Raw genomic sequence first — 16897 nt, 5'->3', positions numbered from 1 at the left:
TATTTCATGCAGCGCAATTATATGCACGACATGACCCTGATTCTGGATTGCCCTGACGAAGCATCGCTGCGCGCGCTCGGCGGGCGGCTGGCCGGATTGCTGAAAGTCGGAGACGTGATTGCGCTGCACGGAGACCTCGGCGCCGGCAAGACGACGTTTTCACGTGGCCTCATCGAAGCCTTTGCGGGCGTCACAGATGTGCCCAGCCCGACCTACACTCTGGTGCAGACCTATGACTCGGGCCCGCTTCCGGTCTGGCATTACGATCTCTACCGCCTTGAAGATACATCAGAATTAGTGGAACTCGGCTGGGATGAAACAGCTGATGGGGTGGCGCTGGTCGAATGGCCGGAGCGCGCCGGCGCAAAGCTGCCGAAATGGCGCCTCGATCTGACGATTGAATTCCTTGGGGAAGGCCGCCGCGTGACACTGGAACCGCACGGCGAAGGCTGGCAGACACGTCTCCATGGGTTCTGAAACCGCTGATCGCTCCCTGGAAATCGCTGCCTTCCTGTCGCAGGCGGGCTGGGGCGATGCATCGCAGTGGCCGCTTGGTCAGGACGCGTCGACGCGCCGGTATATCCGGCTGGTCCATCCGGATGGGCGCAAGGCGCTGTTGATGGATGCGCCCAGAATCGAGGCCGATCCCTGTCCGCCAGACGCAGACGACACGACCCGAAAGTCGATGGGATGGAACGCCTCCACCCGCCTCGCGGCGTCGCGGGTCGATGCCTATGTCCTGATCGCCGATTATCTGCGTCGCCGGGGGTTCCGCGCGCCGGAAGTGTTTGCCCACGATACGGCCCGCGGCTTTGCCCTGATCGAGGATATGGGCGAGGCGCGCGAAATCGCCCGGCAGATTGAGGCGGGCGCGGTCGATGAACTGGAGGCTTACACCCGTGCCGCCGGCATCCTCGCCGAAATTCATGCCGAAGCGCCGCCGACGCTGCTCGAAAAAGGGGATGAGCGCTGGCCCATCCTCGAATTCGACCGGCTGGCGCTGGCATCGAATGCGGACCTTTATGCCGACTGGCTGCGCGCTGAGCGAGGCGGGGAGGCGCTCGATGGCGCCGACCGGCAGGACTGGGAAAAGGTGCGCGACGACCTGATCGCCCAGGCACTGGAATTTCCGCGTACCTTCACGCTCCGCGACTATCACGCCGAGAACCTGCTCTGGCTGGGGGGTGGCGAAATCGGCCTGCTCGATTTTCAGGACGCTGTGCGCGGCTGGGATGCCTGGGATATGGCCATGCTGACGCAGGATGCGCGCCGGGCTGTTTCTCCGGAAGCGGCAGAAGGGGCCGTCCGTCATTATCTCGACCTGACTGGGAAATCGCGCGACGCATTCGACCAGCGCCTTGCCGTGATCGGCGCGCTCAACGCGCTGCGCATCGCAGGCGTATTTTCCAGGCTGCAGCACAGGGATGGCAAACCGCGCTACGGCCAGTTCCAGCCCCGCCAGTTCGCGATCCTGGCGCGCAACCTGGCTCATCCGGCCCTGAAGGACATGCAGGCCTTCGTTCGCCGGACGACGCCGTTTGTCTTTGAGGGGGTGGCATGAGCGTTCCGGTGCCGCATACCGCGATGGTCCTGGCGGCGGGGCTGGGAACACGCATGCGTCCGCTCACGGACGGCCGACCGAAGCCGCTGATCCAAGTCAACGGCAAGGCCCTGATCGATCGGATGCTGGACCCGCTCGTCGCGGCCGGCGTGAAGCGCGCGATCGTCAATGTCCACTACCTTGCCGATCAGGTGGAAGCGCATCTGGCGTCGCGCAATGACATCGAGATCGTGATATCCGATGAGCGCGGAGAAGTACTCGAAACCGGCGGCGCGCTGGCCAAGGCGCGCGCGCTGTTGGGAGACGACCCGATTCTGGTTGCCAACACGGATGCCTTCTGGGCGCCTGCGTCGCCGCAGCCCGTTGAGGCTCTTGCCGCGGCATTTGAGCCGGCACAGATGGACGCCTTGCTCCTGCTGGCCGACACCGGGCGTTCGCTCGGCTTCGACGGCGCAGGCGATTTTTTCCGCGGCGATGATGGAGCGCTGACGCGCCGAGGCGAGGCCATATCGGCGCCCTTCGCTTATTGCGGCCTGCGGATCATTCGGCCGCAACTCTATGACAATGCGCCGGTCGAGCGATTTTCAGCCCTGCGTGTGTGGGATGCGCTCATTCCTGAAAAGCGCTTGCACGGTCTCGTTCTGGACCGGTTTTGGCTGCATGTCGGCGATCCGGGTGCCCTGAAAGATGCGGAGATGTGGCTGACCTGTCATGGCGGATAAGTCTGGCCTGTTCTCACCGGGCCAGTCGCGGGTCTGGACCATTCCTCCCGGTGCGGATTTCCTTCGGGCCTTGGCGGAAGTCCTCGTGGATGAAGCCGGTCTGAAAGATAAGCCGGACGCGCTCGCAGATGCGATCATCTATGTGCCCAACCGGCGGTCCGCCCGAAAGCTCGCGCACGTTCTGTTCGAGGCGGCGGGAGGCAGGCCGATCCTGCCGCCGGACATCCGCACCCTCGGCGATGTTGAAGCAGATGAAGCGCCCTCGGCCGACGCCGCCCGCTCGGGCCTTCCGCCCGCCATGTCGCAGGCGCGGCGCCTTGGCGCGCTGACCTGGCTCGTTCAGGCTTACTACGAGCGTGTCCATGACACTGTGCCACCGGCATCGTCTGCCCTCGCAGCTGCACAGGAATTGAGCCGGTTGATGGAGCAGGCCGCTCACAGTGATGATGTGAAATGGGACAAACTGCCCGGACTGGCGGGCGACACCGAACTTGCAACGCATTGGGAAAAATCCGTCGAATTTCTCGGCATCGTCGCTCAGGCCTGGCCGGCATGGCTGGCTGAAAATGGCGAGGCCGATCCCTTCGAGCGGGACGCGGAAGCGGCAGCGCTGGTGGCGGCGGCGTGGAAAGACGCGCCGCCATCTGCACCAGTGATCATTGCCGGTTCGACCGGCGCGACACCGGCCGGCCGAATCCTGATGCGCGCTGCAATGAATCTGCCAAAAGGCCTGATTGTGCTTCCGGGCCTTGATACGCATGCGGACGAAGGATCCAGGCAGGTGATCGCTGGATCGGTCAGTCATCCTCAGCACATCCTGTTCGAAACGCTGAAAGTGATTGGCGTTATTCCGGAGGATGTTCAGGTCTGGTCGAAGGCGGATTTGTCGGGCCCGGCCAATGCGCGCAGGCGTCTGATCCACGAAGCGCTCGCACCGGCAGAGGCGACGGCGGACTGGCGCAGGACGCTGAAAGACCTCGCGCGGGGGCTCGACATGGTCGATGACGAATTTGCACGGATCGGTCTGTCGGGCCTCTCGGTCATCGAAACGCCGGATGAGTCCGTCGAAGCGGATGTTGCTGCACTCCTTCTGCGGCAGGCTCTGGAAGCGCCGGATGCAACAGCGGCACTCGTCACGCCGGATGCGACGCTGGCACGCCGGGTCAGCGCCGTGCTTAAGCGCTGGGGCGTCGATGTTCCGCCGTCGTCCGGCGCGCCGCTCGGCCAGACGACCGCCGGCAGCCTGATCGGATTGTGCGCACGTTGGGTGCTGGACCCGGCAGACCCGGTGGCATTGAGTGCCGTGCTGAAACATCCTTTTGTCGAAGGATACGCTGCGCAGGGCCAGCTCGATCTTTACTTCCTCCGGGGCGCCCGCAACTGGACGACGCTCGAAGACCTGGAACATTCCATTGAGGAGCGCCGAGAAATCGATCCGTATGGACCGTTTGACGAAGCGGACCAGGCTGAAGCCTCGGCCCTCGTGGGGCGGCTCATGGCAGCATTCGCCGAGACGGGCGCGGACCTGTCGCGATCCGGACTGATGCCAGGCCGCGACATCGCGCAGAAAATCGCTTCGCTGGCAGAGTATGTAAGCCAGACGCCATTTCCTTGGGCTGGTGAAGACGGGCGCGCGGCGACCCAGATGATGGAATATGTCGCTGACCTTGCCGACCATCTGAACCCGATGATGCCTGAGGCGATGGTCTCGATCATCGAAGCGGAAGCCGCCCGGCGCACGGTCAGCGCCGGCGTGGCAGAGCATCCGCGCCTTGCCATCTGGGGCCCGCTCGAAGCACGGCTTCAGTCGGCGACGCATATTATCCTCGCTGGCCTGAATGAAGACGTCTGGCCACAGCGTCCGCCTGCTGATGCGTTCCTGCCGAGACGGTTCCGCGAAGCCATCGGCCTCGGCGATCCGGAAGAGCGCGTCGGCCTGTCTGCGCATGACTTCGCCCAACTCGCCTGCGCGCCGAAAGTCACGCTGCTGCATGCCGCGCGGCGGGACGACGCGCCGGCCGTTGCGTCGCGCTGGGTGTGGCGCCTCAAAACACTTGCACAGGGCGCGCTCGGCGATGCTGCGAAGGAAGTGCTCGCGCCCTCGGACGCGGCGCCGCTCGATTGGGCGCTTGCGCTTCGCAACAGGTCGGCAGGCAAGCTGCCCCCGGATTTTGCCGAGCCCCGGCCGACGCGCCGTGACCCGGATGACTGGCCCGGCAAATTGTCCGTCACCCGCATCGACACATTGCAGCGCGATCCCTATGCGATCTGGGCAGAGCAGGTGCTGGGCCTGAAAACGCTTGAGCCGATGAATGCAGAGCTGGGCCCTGCGCCGCGGGGAACGGCGATCCACAAGGCTATCGAATTGTTCGAACTTGAAGATGCGCCTAAGTCGGCGGCCAGGTTGCAGTCGCTGCTGGCTGCGCGGCTGAGCATGGCGGGCGAGCCTGAACCGATCCTTGCGGCGAGGGGGGCGATCCTCCGGCGCATGGCGGAATGGTATGTCGACTGGCGCGCGAACCGGCTGCTTGATGGCAAGCCGTGGCTGGAAGTCAGCGGTTCCCTCGACTTCGAATTCGACGACACGCCTTTCCGCCTTACAGGTACAGCAGACCGGATCGAACGCAGGCCCGACGGCAGCCTCGTGATCGTCGATTTCAAGACCGGAAATCCGCCTACGGACAAGGAAATCAATGTCGGGCTAAGTCAGCAGATGCCGCTTCAGGCGATGATGGCGGCGCGCGGCGCTTACAAGGATGTACCGGCGGCTGAAGTGTCGGCCCTCGAATATGTGGCGATGAAAGCGAAGCCGGAAGAGCGGCAGGTCGGGCAAAGCAGGGCGCTTCAGGCAACGCCCACTGAGCTCGCCAGGCTGGCAGAAGAGGGCCTCGCGCGCCTCATCCTCGCATATCGCAATGACGACGCGGTGTTCCTTTCGGCCCCGCGCGTACAGTTTGTAAAGTATGACAACGGCTTCAACCGGCTTGCCCGGCGGGCCGAATGGGCCGGCGACACGGATGACGGGGGCGGCGATGAGTGATCCGCTTGCCCCGGTGCTGCCGCCGGACTCTGCCGAATACCGCACGGCTGCTGCAGTCCAGTCACGTGCGGCGGACCCGAAACACTCGGCGTTCGTCATGGCGAATGCCGGCTCCGGCAAGACGAAAGTCCTGATTGATCGCGTAGCGCGGCTTCTGTTGCGCCGCGAAGATGGCAGGCCCGGTGCGCCGCCGGATTCCATTCTCTGCATCACCTACACGAAGGCCGCAGCCAGTGAGATGCTGACGCGCCTTTTCAAGACGCTCGGCGCCTGGTCGGTCATGGATGACGCGCCGCTTCGGCAGAAACTCGCGGTGCTGCAAGACCGGAATATCGAAAGCTACAGGCCTGAAGACCTTGCGAAAGCGCGGGCGCTATTTGCGAGCGCGCTTGAAACGCCGGGCGGCCTGCGGATCGAGACCATCCATGCCTTCTGCGCGCGCGTTCTGCGCCGGTTTCCGCTGGAGGCTGGCGTATTCCCGGGCTTCAGCGAGATTGAGGAGGACGAGGCGCGCCTCCTATGGCATCGCGCGCGAGGCGATGCGGTTCTCGCCGCGCAAACGACCGCCGCTGAACACCTGGATCTTCTCTCCCGCGAAGGTGGCCATGAAGGGGCCATGGTCGCGCTGGATGCGCTGAAGGGGCTGTCGGTCGATGTGCTGAGATTTGCGGCGCATCACGCCGGCGATTTCGGCGCCATGGACCAGAGTCTCCGCGACCGGCTGCAGGCGCCGGAAAACTCCGCGGCGGACCTCATCGCGTTCGCCATGATGGAGGGCTTGCCCGTCGACGCGTTCCGGCAGGCGGCCGATGTGCTGTCATCCGGCAAGAAGACAGATGCCGATACGGCTGCAACGCTGTATGCCCTTCTCGAAACCCGCGATGCGTCGGTCCGCTGGGCGCAGTATCAGTCGATCTTTCAGACGCAGAAGGGCGATCTGCGCGGGAAAAATCCTTACACGAAGGATAGTGCCGCGCTGCTGCCGCTGATCGAGCAGATGTTCCAGACCGTCGGCGGGATGGGTGACGAGACCCTGAAATTCCTCGACCTGAAGGAAAAAGTCATCCGTGCCGAAGCATTCGAGCGTACCTCCGCGATGATCCGCGTCGGGCTGCCGGCGCTGGAAGCATACCGTCAGATGAAGCGAGAGCGTGCCGCACTGGATTTCGACGATCTGATCGAGCATACGCGTCGCCTGCTGACAGAATCCGGCATGGCGGACTGGGTGCTCTACAAGCTCGACGGCGGCCTGACGCATGTCCTGCTGGATGAAGCGCAGGACACCAGCCCGCCGCAATGGGAGTTGATCCGGGCGCTGACAGGCGAGTTCGATGCCGGGCAGGGCGTCGAACGGGCACAGGATCCGCGCACGCTGTTCGTAGTCGGTGACGAAAAACAGTCGATCTATTCCTTCCAGGGGGCAGACCCTTCGCAATTGCTGGCGCAGTTCCAGTCTTTCCATGGCCGCAATCCCGACCTGTTGCGGGAGTCGATGGAAATGTCCTTCCGCTCGGGCCCGGAAATCCTGACCTATGTAGACGAAGTGTGGAACGGCGCGCCGCCCATTCCCAACGCGCCGGCACCTCAGCCTCCCGACACGGCGGATATCGTGCGCCATATGGCGCGGAGGTCGAACCAGCCGGGATGCGTCGATCTCTGGCCGCTGGTGGAGAAGGAGCCTGAGAAGGACGATGATGCATGGGCGCGACCGGTCAATGCGATGCGCTCAAGTTCGCCGGAGGCGAAGCTTGCGCGAAAGGTTGCTGAAGCCGTGCGCGGCATGATCGACGCGCACGAAACCGTTTGGGTTGAGACGGCCGACGGGAAATGGAAACGCCGCGCGATACGCGCCGAAGATGTGCTCATTCTGGTGCGCGGCCGTACAGGCGGCCTGTTCGATGCCATCATCTCCGCCCTCAAGGCAGAAGGGCTGCCGGTTGCGGGTGCCGACCGCTTGCGTCTCTCAGACCATATCGGCGTGCAGGACTGTCTCAACCTTATGCGCTTTGCCGCCCTGCCGGAGCGCGACCTGACGCTGGCCGAAATCCTGCGCGGGCCGTTCTGCGGACTCGTGGATGATGACCGCTACCTGTTCGAACTTGCGCGCGGCAAGCGCCGCCCCCCTCTCTGGCAGCGTGTTCAGGCAAGCGATGACCCGGACGTGAGGGACGCGGCCGCCTTCCTGCGCGGCCTGATTGATCGGGCGCACCTTCCACCCTTCGAGTTCCTGTCTGCCACCCTGGATCTTCCGGGGGCTGACGGATGGACCGGGTGGGAAAAGCTCAATGCGCGGCTGGGCGAGCCGGCACGAGATCCTGTCGAAGCACTGGTGGCAGAGGCGCTGGGCTTCGACGCGACCGAGCCGGCCTCTCTGCAAAGCTTCATCGCGCGGATGGAAGCCGGCGAAGTCGAAATCAAGCGCGACCTGGCAGCGCCCGAGGGAGAAGTCCGGGTGATGACCGTGCATGGCGCGAAAGGCCTGCAGGCGCCGGTCGTCATCCTGCCCGATACGACAAGTGCGCCGAAGCCCTCGGGCGGCAAGATCCATCAGATCCATGACGCCCCGGTCTGGTCGCCGCGGCGCGAAAGCGAACTTCCTGAAGTGACGGCCGCGCGCGTGCTGGCGGACGCCAAAGCCATCGAGGAACACCGGCGTCTCCTATATGTTGCCCTGACGCGGGCGCAGGACCGTCTGATCATCGGTGGGGCCTGGCATGGCGGCCCGACCGGCAACGGCTACGCACCGGGATCATGGTACGATTTGTGCCTCGCTGCCATGAACGTCCTGTCTCCGCCGTCAGGGGACAAAGAGGCGGAGCGGCGCTTTGGAAGTCAGCCGCCAACGGCGCCGCCGGAGGCGGGACAAAATCAGGCCGACACGATCTTGCCGGCGTGGACGCTCCAGCCGGTCACGGATGATACTGGCGTGCGGCGCAGGTTCAGCGCACCGACCAGCCTGCTTGGCCGCGACATGCCGGTCATGGCGCCGTTCGGCGAGGGGCGGGAGGCACGGCTCAAACGCGGCCGGATGATCCACGCCCTGCTACAATACCTGCCGGACCTGCCGCAGGACGACCGCGCCGCCGCCGGCCGGAACTTCCTTGCCCGCGACACGTCGCTGACCGACGAGGCCCGCAGGGAAATGCTTGATGCGGCGATGGGAGTCCTCAATGCGCCTGAAATGGCCGGCGTCTTTGCGCCTGGTGGACGCGCGGAGGCTGCGATCATCGGGTCTTCGCCGCGCTTGCCGGAAGGGGTGGTGATCAATGGCCGCGTCGACCGGCTGGTCATCACGCCGGATGAAGTCCTGATCGTCGACTTCAAGACCGACCAGCCTGCGCCGGACGACGTTTCCGGCGTCGGTTTGTCCTATTTGTTGCAGATGGCGGCCTACTGGGCCGTCCTGAAAGAAGCCTATGACACCCGTACGGTGCGCGCCGCCCTGTGCTGGACGGATGGACCGAGGCTGATGCCGCTGCCGGAGGATTTGTTAATAGACTCACTAAAACGTGCTGACAGTGAGGTTTGACTTGCCCCGTGAGTCCCTATCTAGCAGTCTCCCGTTTGAATGAGCCGAAGGAGCCAAGAATGGCCGCGATCAATGTGACAGACGACGATTTCGACACGATCATCGCCGAAGCAGATGTGCCGGTGGTGGTGGATTTCTGGGCCGAGTGGTGTGGCCCCTGTAAGCAGATGTCGCCGCATCTCGAAGCGGTTGCCGACGAGCTTTCCGGTACGGTCAAGGTCGTGAAGATCAATGTCGACGAAAACCCGGTCGCTGGCTCGCGTTATGGCGTGCGCGGCCTGCCGACGCTGATGATCTTCAAGGAAGGCAAGGTCGCCGCCACGCATCTCGGCGCGATGAGCAAGCAGGCGATTGCCGACTGGGTAAAACAGTCCGCTTGAGCCGGACCTGTCCGGCCTGAATTCAGGCCGGTTCGCTGGTCAGCGACAGGAACACGTCTTCAAGGTCGGGGGTCTCGGTGACGAGATCCCCGATTCCGATTCCGGCGTCCTTGACTTGCTCCAGCAGCCTGCTGATCCCGGTTTCGCTGGTGCGGAAGGTGATCGCGAGGTCGCCTGAGCGCCGGATCGTTGCGTCGAGCGCCCTCAGCGTTTCCGGAACGCTCTCCAGCGGCTGTTTGGGGCTGATCACCAGCGTCTTGTAGTCGAGCCGGGCGAGCAGTTTCGGCGTCGGTTCGCAGGCGACAATCTCGCCATGGTTCACGATGGCGATGGAATCGCACAGCTCCTCGGCCTCTTCCAGATAATGCGTGGTGAGGATGATCGTTGTGCCGCGCGCATGCAGCTCGCGCACATAGGTCCAGAGCGACCGGCGCAGCTCCACGTCCACGCCGGCGGTCGGCTCATCGAGAATCAGCACTGGCGGATTGTGGACCAGCGCCTTGGCCACCATCAGGCGCCGCTTCATCCCGCCAGACAGCTGGCGCACATAGGCGTCCTTCTTGTCGTCGAGACCGACAGCCTTCAGGATTTCGAAGCTCTGGCGTTCGCTCTTGGGCACGCCGTAGAAGCCGGCCATCAGGTCCAGCATTTCGATCGGGGTGAAGAACGGATCCGCCACGATCTCCTGGTTCACAACGCCAATCGCAGCGCGGCTCTGGCGGGGGTGTTCGTCGATGTCGAGGCCCCAGATTCGCGCTGTGCCGGAGGTTTTGTTCACCAGACCGGCCAGAATATTGATGAAAGTGGACTTGCCGGCCCCGTTCGGGCCGAGCAGTCCGAAGATGGATCCGCGCGGAATCTTGAGACTGATGCCTTTCAGTGCGTGCTTTTCAGGCACTTTGCCCTGGGCCGCATATATTTTCTGGAGGTTTTCGACCTCGATGGCATATTCCGGTGCGGAGGCAGTATCGGTCATCCGGTCCTTCTTTCGCTGCGGCAAGCGGCGTCTTGCGCGCCTTGTTGCACAGCTCTAGGTAGGGCGGAGAAGCGAGGCGAGCAAGCCGAGCACGCTCAAAGGACTGGATAGGAACGGACATGGCCCCCAAGCGCGATGTGTTTGCCCCGCCGGAAATCGTCATGGTCACCAGCCACAAGGTGTCCTGTAATGGCGGCGGCGGAACGCTGGGCCACCCCAAAGTCTGGTACGAGATGGGCGACGAGGATTTCGTCGAGTGCAAATATTGCGATCGGCGCTTTGTCCTGATCGGCGGCAAGGAAGACCCCTCCCGCGCCAAGTAAGCGGGGTGAAGGCGGGGCGGACGAATCATGGACGTTCTGATCATCGGCGGGGGTATCGGGGGGCTGACCGCCGCTCTGGCACTGGAAAAGCGCGGCCACACCGTCACCGTTGCGGAACAATCCGGCGTCATCAGCGAGGTTGGTGCCGGCCTCCAGCTCAGCCCCAATGCCATGAAGGTGCTGAACGCGCTCGGCGTCGGTGCCCGCGTGATGCGGGATGCGTTCCGGCCGCAGGCGCTGGAAATGCGCTGGGGCAAGCGCGGAGGCCTGATCTTCGACGTCCCATTGCGCAAGGCGGCAGTGAACCGCTGGGGCGCGGAATACATCCACATCCACCGCGCCGACCTGATCGAGGCCCTGCGCGAAGAATTACTGGCGCGGGCACCTGACGCGCTGCGTCTGGGCCACAAGCTCGATCGCAATGAACAGAAAGGCGACCGGATCATCGCCCATTTCGCGGGCGGCCAGACCATCGACGCTGACCTCATCGTCGGTGCGGACGGGATCCATTCAGCTGTGCGCGCCCAGATGCTGGGCCCCGACAAGGCCCAGTTCACCGGCAATGTCGCCTGGCGCGCGACGGTGCCGGTCAGTGCCCTGGGAGACAATGCGCCGCCACCGACTGCCTGCGTCTGGGCCGGCCCGCGCCGCCATGCGGTCACCTATCTGTTGCGCCGGGGCAGCGTCGCGAACTTCGTCGGCGTCGTTGAGCACAAGACGCCCGGCGAAGAATCCTGGACCGCGACGGGCGCCAAGGAGCAGGCGCTCAAGGATTTCAAGCGCTGGCATCCGAAAGTCCGCGCCATCATCGAGGCCGCCGACACGTTGAACCGGTGGCCGCTTTACGGCCGGCCGATGCTGCCGAAATGGCATGAAGGCCGGGCTGTCCTGCTGGGCGATGCCTGCCATCCCATGCTGCCTTTCCTGGCGCAGGGGGCGGCCATGGCAATTGAGGATGCGTGGGCCCTCGCCGCCTGCCTTGAGGCGGAGCCAGATGTCGACACAGCCCTTAAGGCCTATGAGACGCGCCGCAAGCCGCGCGCGACCAGGGTCCAGGAAGGCGCCCGCGCGAACGCCAAACTGTTCCACCGGGGCGATCCGCTGACGCGGTTTGGCACCTATGTCCCCATGTGGATGGCTGCGCAGGCGGCACCCGGCTTCATCCACTCGAGGAATGACTGGCTTTACGGGCACGACGAAACGGCAGCCTGAGTTCCAGAATCGCTTGTCCCCGATAGCTCGCCGGGGCAGAGGAGGTTTCGGATGAAACCTTTTCAGGCGGGCAATGCTTTCAGTTCTTGATATTTTTCGCGTCGGCATCGGCCCGTCGAGTTCGCACACGGTCGGCCCGATCCGGATTGCAAACCGGTTTATGGCCGATTTGTCCGCTGCCGGCCTGTTGGGTCAGGTCCGGCGGATTGAAGTTGAGTTGCAGGGCTCGCTGGCTCTGACCGGAGCCGGCCACGCAACGCCGAAGGCCGCCATGCTTGGCCTTCTGGGGCTTGAACCTGAAACCCTTGATCCGGAATCAGCAGACCGCGCCGTCGCCAACGTCGAAGCGACGAAACAGATCGGACTGACGGATGGGCATGTCATCGCATTCGATCCGCAGACAGATATTGTCTTTGCATACGATGTATTGCCTGCGCTTCACCCAAATGGGATGCGCCTGAGGGCATGGGATCCGTCGGGCGCGCTGCTCGCCGACGAAACCTGGTATTCGACGGGCGGAGGCTTTATCGCGACGGAGCGGCAATTGCTGCGCCCGGCGCCGGACGACATTGTGCCCGCCGGCGTATCCGTTCCGCACCCCTTCGGCTCGGCCGCGGACCTGCTGGCGATCTGTGCCTCGACCGGGTTGAGCATCGCCAGCGTCATACTTGAGAATGAGGACGCCTTCCGCCCACGGGAAGAGACGGAGGCCGCGCTGGACCGGATTGCCGGTGTCATGCGCGCCTGCATCGACCGCGGCCTCATGAAGGATGGCACATTGCCCGGCGGGCTCAGCGTCAGGCGCCGGGCGCCCGCGCTCTGGAAAAAGCTGAAGTCATCACCGGCTGCGAATGAGCGTGAAGAATTGTTCGACTGGCTGAATGTCTACGCCATGGCGGTGAATGAAGAAAACGCCAGCGGCGGCCAGGTCGTGACCGCGCCGACGAACGGCGCTGCGGGCATCATTCCTTCAGTCATCCGCCATTACTGTACCGATACGGAGGATTGCGTCGACAGGCTGAGGCGCTTCCTGCTGACGGCGGGTGGCATAGGCCTCCTGTACAAGCAGCGCGCGTCCATTTCCGGCGCGGAGATGGGGTGCCAGGGCGAGGTGGGCGTCGCCTGTTCCATGGCCGCGGCCGGGCTTGCCGCTGTCTGGGGCGCCAGCCCGCAACAGGTTTGCAATGCGGCCGAGATCGGCATGGAACATAATCTCGGCCTCACCTGCGATCCAGTCGGCGGCCTCGTTCAGATTCCCTGTATCGAACGCAACGCCATTGGTGCCGTGAAGGCGGTCAATGCGGCGCGCCTTGCCCTTCATTCCGTGGAGCAGGCCCGTGTTTCGCTGGACCAGGTCATCGAGACCATGCGGCAGACGGGCATGGACATGTCGTCGAAATACAAGGAAACCAGTCAGGGCGGGCTGGCGGTCAACGTCATCGAATGCTGAGCGACCGGCTCAGCGGGTTGATCCGCAGGAGCCGCGGGAGCGCCGGATGACCAAAGTCAACAATCTGTCTTCACTGCTGCACAGTCTCGAGACGCGCACGGAAGGCGAGATGGTCAGCGTTCGCGAAATGCTGAACGCCGTCGGGCGGCGGTCCTATGGCCCGATCCTTCTTCTGTTGGGCTTCATCGCGGTCAGTCCGCTCACCATAATTCCCGGCGCAACCTGGCTGGTGGCGATCCTGACCATCCTGATCGCCGGGCAGATCCTGATCGGCCGCAAATTCCCGTGGATCCCGTCCCGGCTTTTGAAGATCGAGTTTCCCCGGTCCGCGCTGCTGCAGGGCATTCAGTTCGCCGATCCGTATGTCTGTCAGGTCGACCGCTTCCTGAAGCCGCGCCTGACCATTCTGACATCGCCGCTGTTTGCGCCCTTCGTTGCACTGATCTGTATTGCGGCCGCCGTGCTGACGATTCCTTTGGGCCTTGTCCCGTTCGGCCCCTTGCTGCCGGGCCTGACGGTCCTCCTGTTCGGCCTCGCGCTGACGGCTCGCGACGGGTTCATGCTGATCCTGGCGGCACTGGGCCTTGCCGGTGCGGCGTGGCTCCTGTTCCGTCTGTGGACGCGGATCTCCGCCGCCTTCACTTGACGCCGGGGATGCCCTTTTGGCGCCGCCTCTGCTGGGTTACGTTTGCGCAAACGTCACGCGGAGCGACCCTTGAAGGAGATCAGGTCTTATCTCGGCTGGAAGGTGGACTACCTCAATCCACCGGGTGAACCGGCATTCGCCGGGCCTGATTCCGTGTCATGGCGCGTTTTCAAGAACCCGGTCGCGCTCGCCATCGGCGGAATCGCCGCGGTCCTTCTGGAGTTTGCGGATGCCCGTATCCGGTCGGGCGTCTGGGACCATTCGGTCTTCAAGACCGATCCCATCGGCCGCTCCAAGCGGACGGGTGTTGCCGCCATGGTCGGCGTCTATGGTCCCCAGTCGGCCGCACGCCGCGTGATCCAGGGCGTCACGAACATGCACGCAAAAGTCTCGGGCGAGACCCCATCGGGCGAAACCTATCGGGCGCTGGACGTAGAGCTTCTGGACTGGGTCGCCGCCACAGCGAGTTTCGGCTTCCTGACCGCCTATGACCGGTTCGCCAGCCCTGTATCGGATGCGGACAAGACCCGCTTCTTTCAGGAGGGGGCGGTTGTCGCGCGCCTTTACGGTTCGCAAAATCCGATCCTTTCCCTCGCGGATTTCGATGCGATGCTGGCGAAGTTGTCGCCCCGTTTTGAGCCGCATCCGATCAACACCGAGTTCCTAGGCATCATGAGTTCAGGCCGCGCGGCCCCCGGCGTTCCGAAAGGCCTGCAGAGCATGATCGTCCATGCTGCGGTCTCGATCCTGCCGTCAGCGGTTCGTACACGGCTGGAACTCGGCCCGGAATACGACCTTCACGCCAAAGGCGCAGCGACAGTCCGGTTGATGGCGAAGATTGCCGAGACGATACCGGACGCGACATCGCCGGCCGCCCATGCGAGCGAACGGCTCGGCCTTCCGCGCTCCTTCCTCTGGATCAGCCCGGACGAACAGGCGCGCTTGCTGAAAGCCGCCGCCATGCGGGCCTCATTACAAAAAGCCTGAACAAAAAAACCAGCAGACATCACCGGAGGATCCCCATGCATATCAAGACCCGTTTCACCGAAGCCTTTGGAATTGAGCACCCGATCGTCCAGGGCGGCATGCAATGGGTGGGATATGCGGAAATGGTGGCGCCTGTCGCCAATGCCGGGGCACTCGGCTTCCTGACAGCGCTGACCCAGCCGACGCCCGAAGACCTGGCGAAAGAGATCCAGCGCACCCGCGACATGACGGACAAGCCCTTCGGCGTAAACCTCACCATCCTTCCTGCGATAAAGCCGCCGCCTTATGCCGAGTATCGCCAGGCCATCATCGAGGGCGGAATCAAGATTGTGGAAACCGCAGGCTACAAGCCGCAGGAACATATCGACCATTTCAAGCAGCACGGCATCAAGGTCATCCATAAATGCACGGCCGTGCGCCATGCACTCTCTGCCGAGCGGATGGGCGCGGACGCGATCTCGATTGATGGCTTCGAGTGTGCAGGCCATCCCGGAGAAGACGACATTCCGGGCCTCATCCTGATTCCGGCCGCCGCCAACAAGGTGAAAGTGCCGATGCTGGCGTCCGGCGGCTTTGCCGATGGCCGCGGCCTGGTCGCAGCCCTCGCGCTCGGGGCGGATGGCGTCAACATGGGCACCCGGTTCTGCGTCACCAAAGAGGCGCCGATCCATGAATCCTTCAAGCGCCAGATGGTCGAGAATGACGAGCGGATGACCAACCTCATCTTCCGTACCCTGCACAATACCGCGCGTGTGATGAAGAATGCCGTTTCAGATGAAGTCGTGGCCATCGAGCGCAAGGGCGGGGCGAAATTCGAGGATGTGCAGCATCTCGTCACCGGCGCCCGTGGCCGCACAGCGATGGCCGAGGGCGACACCGATGGCGGTATCTGGTCGGCCGGCATGGTGCAGGGGCTGATCAACGACATTCCGACCGTCAAGGAACTGGTCGACGGGATTATCGCGGAGGCGAACGCGATCATCAATTCCAGGCTGGCGATGATGACGAAGTAGGCGCGTCAGGCGCGGGCGGCCTGTGCCTGCAGTTCGGCAAGGCCCTGCGCGCGCGTGATGATGGGGCTGTAGCCCAGTTCGCGCTGTGCCTTGGCGATGTTCAGCGTAACCGTGTTTCCCACGGTCGCATATTCCTGCCGGCCAAGTGGCCCCGCGACAGCGCCGCCGGTCAGCGTCCCGAGAAACTCGCCAATGCTGACGACCGCCCCTATCAATCCGCGCGGCACGCTTTTCACCCCGGAGGCATCGACCCCCTGCGTCGCCAGCAGATCCGTGATCCACTGCCGGAACGGCACGTCGTCACCATCGGTGATGAAATAGATCTCGCCGCCGCGTCCTTTCTCAAGGCACAGCCGCACGCCCTCAACCACATTGGCGATATGGGTAGTCGATGTGAGGTAGGTGCCGCCGTCGAACCAGGCGAGCTTTCCGGATTTCGCAGCGGCGACAAGTTGGGGCAGGGCGGTCGTGTCGTCGCGGCCCCAGACGAAGCGGGGGCGCATCACGATCACCTCCATGCCGTTTCCATTGGCGGCGAGCGCGATCCGCTCGGCGCCCGCCTTGGTCCGCGAATAGCCCCCGGCGGGCTTTGACGGTATCGGCCAGGTCTCGTCCGCATTCACGATGGGCTTGCCGTCCATGAGCACAGCTTCGGTCGATATGTGGACGGCCCGCTTTATTCCGGCTGCGCGGGCAGCTTCGTAGACATTGCGCGTGCCTTCGAGATTGGTCTGTTCCTGCGCCCGGGTCGTGCGGCCATGATTGGTGTCAGCGGCAGCGTGGACAAGCATGCCGGCGCCTTGCATCGCAGCCTCAAGCGATGCCTTGTCCATCACGTCGCCGCTCACGGGTTCTGCGCCCAGCTGGCGGATAAGGTCGGCCGAGGCATCGCTGCGGGCAAGTCCGCGCACGGCATAACCGCGCGCAAAAAATTCCCGTACAATGTTCCGGCCCAGATAGCCGCTGGCACCTGTAATGAGGAGCGTGTCCGTCATGACGGACATCTAAGGCGGGCCGGCACAGCGGCGCAAGCGGCATCGCCGGCCCGCAGATGAGGG

The 16897-nt window shown here is 63.9% G+C and carries 14 protein-coding genes; 12 read left to right on the top strand and 2 right to left on the bottom strand.

Going from position 1 to position 16897, the window contains the following annotated elements:
- Positions 1-6: 6 nt before the first annotated feature.
- Genes tsaE through trxA form a run of 6 tightly spaced genes read left to right on the top strand, consistent with a single transcriptional unit; the run spans position 7 to position 9232 of the window.
- Positions 7-477 carry a tRNA (adenosine(37)-N6)-threonylcarbamoyltransferase complex ATPase subunit type 1 TsaE gene (gene tsaE / locus R3C13_RS10235; protein WP_371310719.1) on the top strand — a complete coding sequence of 157 codons (471 nt, stop codon included), beginning with the start codon at positions 7-9 and terminating at the stop codon, positions 475-477.
- The gene (locus tag R3C13_RS10230; protein ID WP_371310718.1) at positions 467-1561 is read left to right on the top strand and encodes an aminoglycoside phosphotransferase family protein; all 1095 of its coding nucleotides are present in this window, start codon (positions 467-469) and stop codon (positions 1559-1561) included. Before tsaE ends, R3C13_RS10230 begins: the two co-directional genes overlap by 11 nt.
- The gene (locus R3C13_RS10225) at positions 1558-2283 is read left to right on the top strand and encodes a nucleotidyltransferase family protein (protein ID WP_371310717.1); all 726 of its coding nucleotides are present in this window, start codon (positions 1558-1560) and stop codon (positions 2281-2283) included. Before R3C13_RS10230 ends, R3C13_RS10225 begins: the two co-directional genes overlap by 4 nt.
- Positions 2273-5323 carry a double-strand break repair protein AddB gene (gene addB, locus R3C13_RS10220; RefSeq protein WP_371310716.1) on the top strand — a complete coding sequence of 1017 codons (3051 nt, stop codon included), beginning with the start codon at positions 2273-2275 and terminating at the stop codon, positions 5321-5323. Before R3C13_RS10225 ends, addB begins: the two co-directional genes overlap by 11 nt.
- Complete coding sequence (addA, locus tag R3C13_RS10215; RefSeq protein ID WP_371310715.1) at positions 5316-8852, top strand: double-strand break repair helicase AddA; 3537 nt, start codon at positions 5316-5318, stop codon at positions 8850-8852. The genes addB and addA overlap by 8 nt, the downstream gene beginning before the upstream one ends.
- A gap of 59 nt (positions 8853-8911) precedes the next feature.
- Positions 8912-9232, top strand: coding sequence for a thioredoxin (trxA, locus tag R3C13_RS10210; protein ID WP_371310714.1), 321 nt, complete (start codon positions 8912-8914; stop codon positions 9230-9232).
- A 22-nt stretch (positions 9233-9254) separates the two neighbouring features.
- On the opposite strand, the gene R3C13_RS10205 is transcribed toward trxA, so the two are convergent.
- Positions 9255-10208: an ABC transporter ATP-binding protein gene (locus R3C13_RS10205; protein WP_371310713.1), complete on the bottom strand. Its 954-nt coding sequence runs from the start codon at positions 10206-10208 to the stop codon at positions 9255-9257.
- Between the two features lie 119 nt (positions 10209-10327).
- On the opposite strand from R3C13_RS10205, the gene R3C13_RS10200 reads away from it, so the two are divergent.
- The 6 genes from R3C13_RS10200 to R3C13_RS10175 all read left to right on the top strand — a co-directional run bounded on the left by R3C13_RS10200 (position 10328) and on the right by R3C13_RS10175 (position 15839).
- Positions 10328-10531 carry a zinc-finger domain-containing protein gene (locus tag R3C13_RS10200; protein WP_371310712.1) on the top strand — a complete coding sequence of 68 codons (204 nt, stop codon included), beginning with the start codon at positions 10328-10330 and terminating at the stop codon, positions 10529-10531.
- Positions 10532-10558: 27 nt separating this feature from the next.
- Positions 10559-11743: an FAD-dependent monooxygenase gene (locus R3C13_RS10195; protein ID WP_371310711.1), complete on the top strand. Its 1185-nt coding sequence runs from the start codon at positions 10559-10561 to the stop codon at positions 11741-11743.
- A gap of 73 nt (positions 11744-11816) precedes the next feature.
- Positions 11817-13193, top strand: coding sequence for an L-serine ammonia-lyase (locus R3C13_RS10190; protein WP_371310710.1), 1377 nt, complete (start codon positions 11817-11819; stop codon positions 13191-13193).
- A 46-nt stretch (positions 13194-13239) separates the two neighbouring features.
- Positions 13240-13839, top strand: a complete 600-nt coding sequence (locus R3C13_RS10185) for an exopolysaccharide biosynthesis protein (protein WP_371310709.1) — start codon at positions 13240-13242, stop codon at positions 13837-13839.
- A 69-nt stretch (positions 13840-13908) separates the two neighbouring features.
- Positions 13909-14826, top strand: coding sequence for an oxygenase MpaB family protein (locus R3C13_RS10180; RefSeq protein WP_371310708.1), 918 nt, complete (start codon positions 13909-13911; stop codon positions 14824-14826).
- Between the two features lie 35 nt (positions 14827-14861).
- On the top strand, positions 14862-15839 hold the full coding sequence (locus tag R3C13_RS10175; RefSeq protein ID WP_371310707.1) for an NAD(P)H-dependent flavin oxidoreductase: 978 nt from the start codon (positions 14862-14864) through the stop codon (positions 15837-15839).
- Between the two features lie 5 nt (positions 15840-15844).
- On the opposite strand, the gene R3C13_RS10170 is transcribed toward R3C13_RS10175, so the two are convergent.
- A complete protein-coding gene (locus tag R3C13_RS10170; RefSeq protein WP_371310706.1) occupies positions 15845-16834 on the bottom strand; it encodes an NAD-dependent epimerase/dehydratase family protein in 990 nt (329 codons plus the stop codon).
- Between the last annotated feature and the right edge of the window lie 63 nt (positions 16835-16897).

Source organism: Hyphomonas sp. (assembly GCF_041398385.1).
GTDB lineage: Bacteria > Pseudomonadota > Alphaproteobacteria > Caulobacterales > Hyphomonadaceae > Hyphomonas.
Note: the sequence above shows the minus strand (reverse complement) of the source record. Positions and strands in the feature narration are given on the sequence as shown.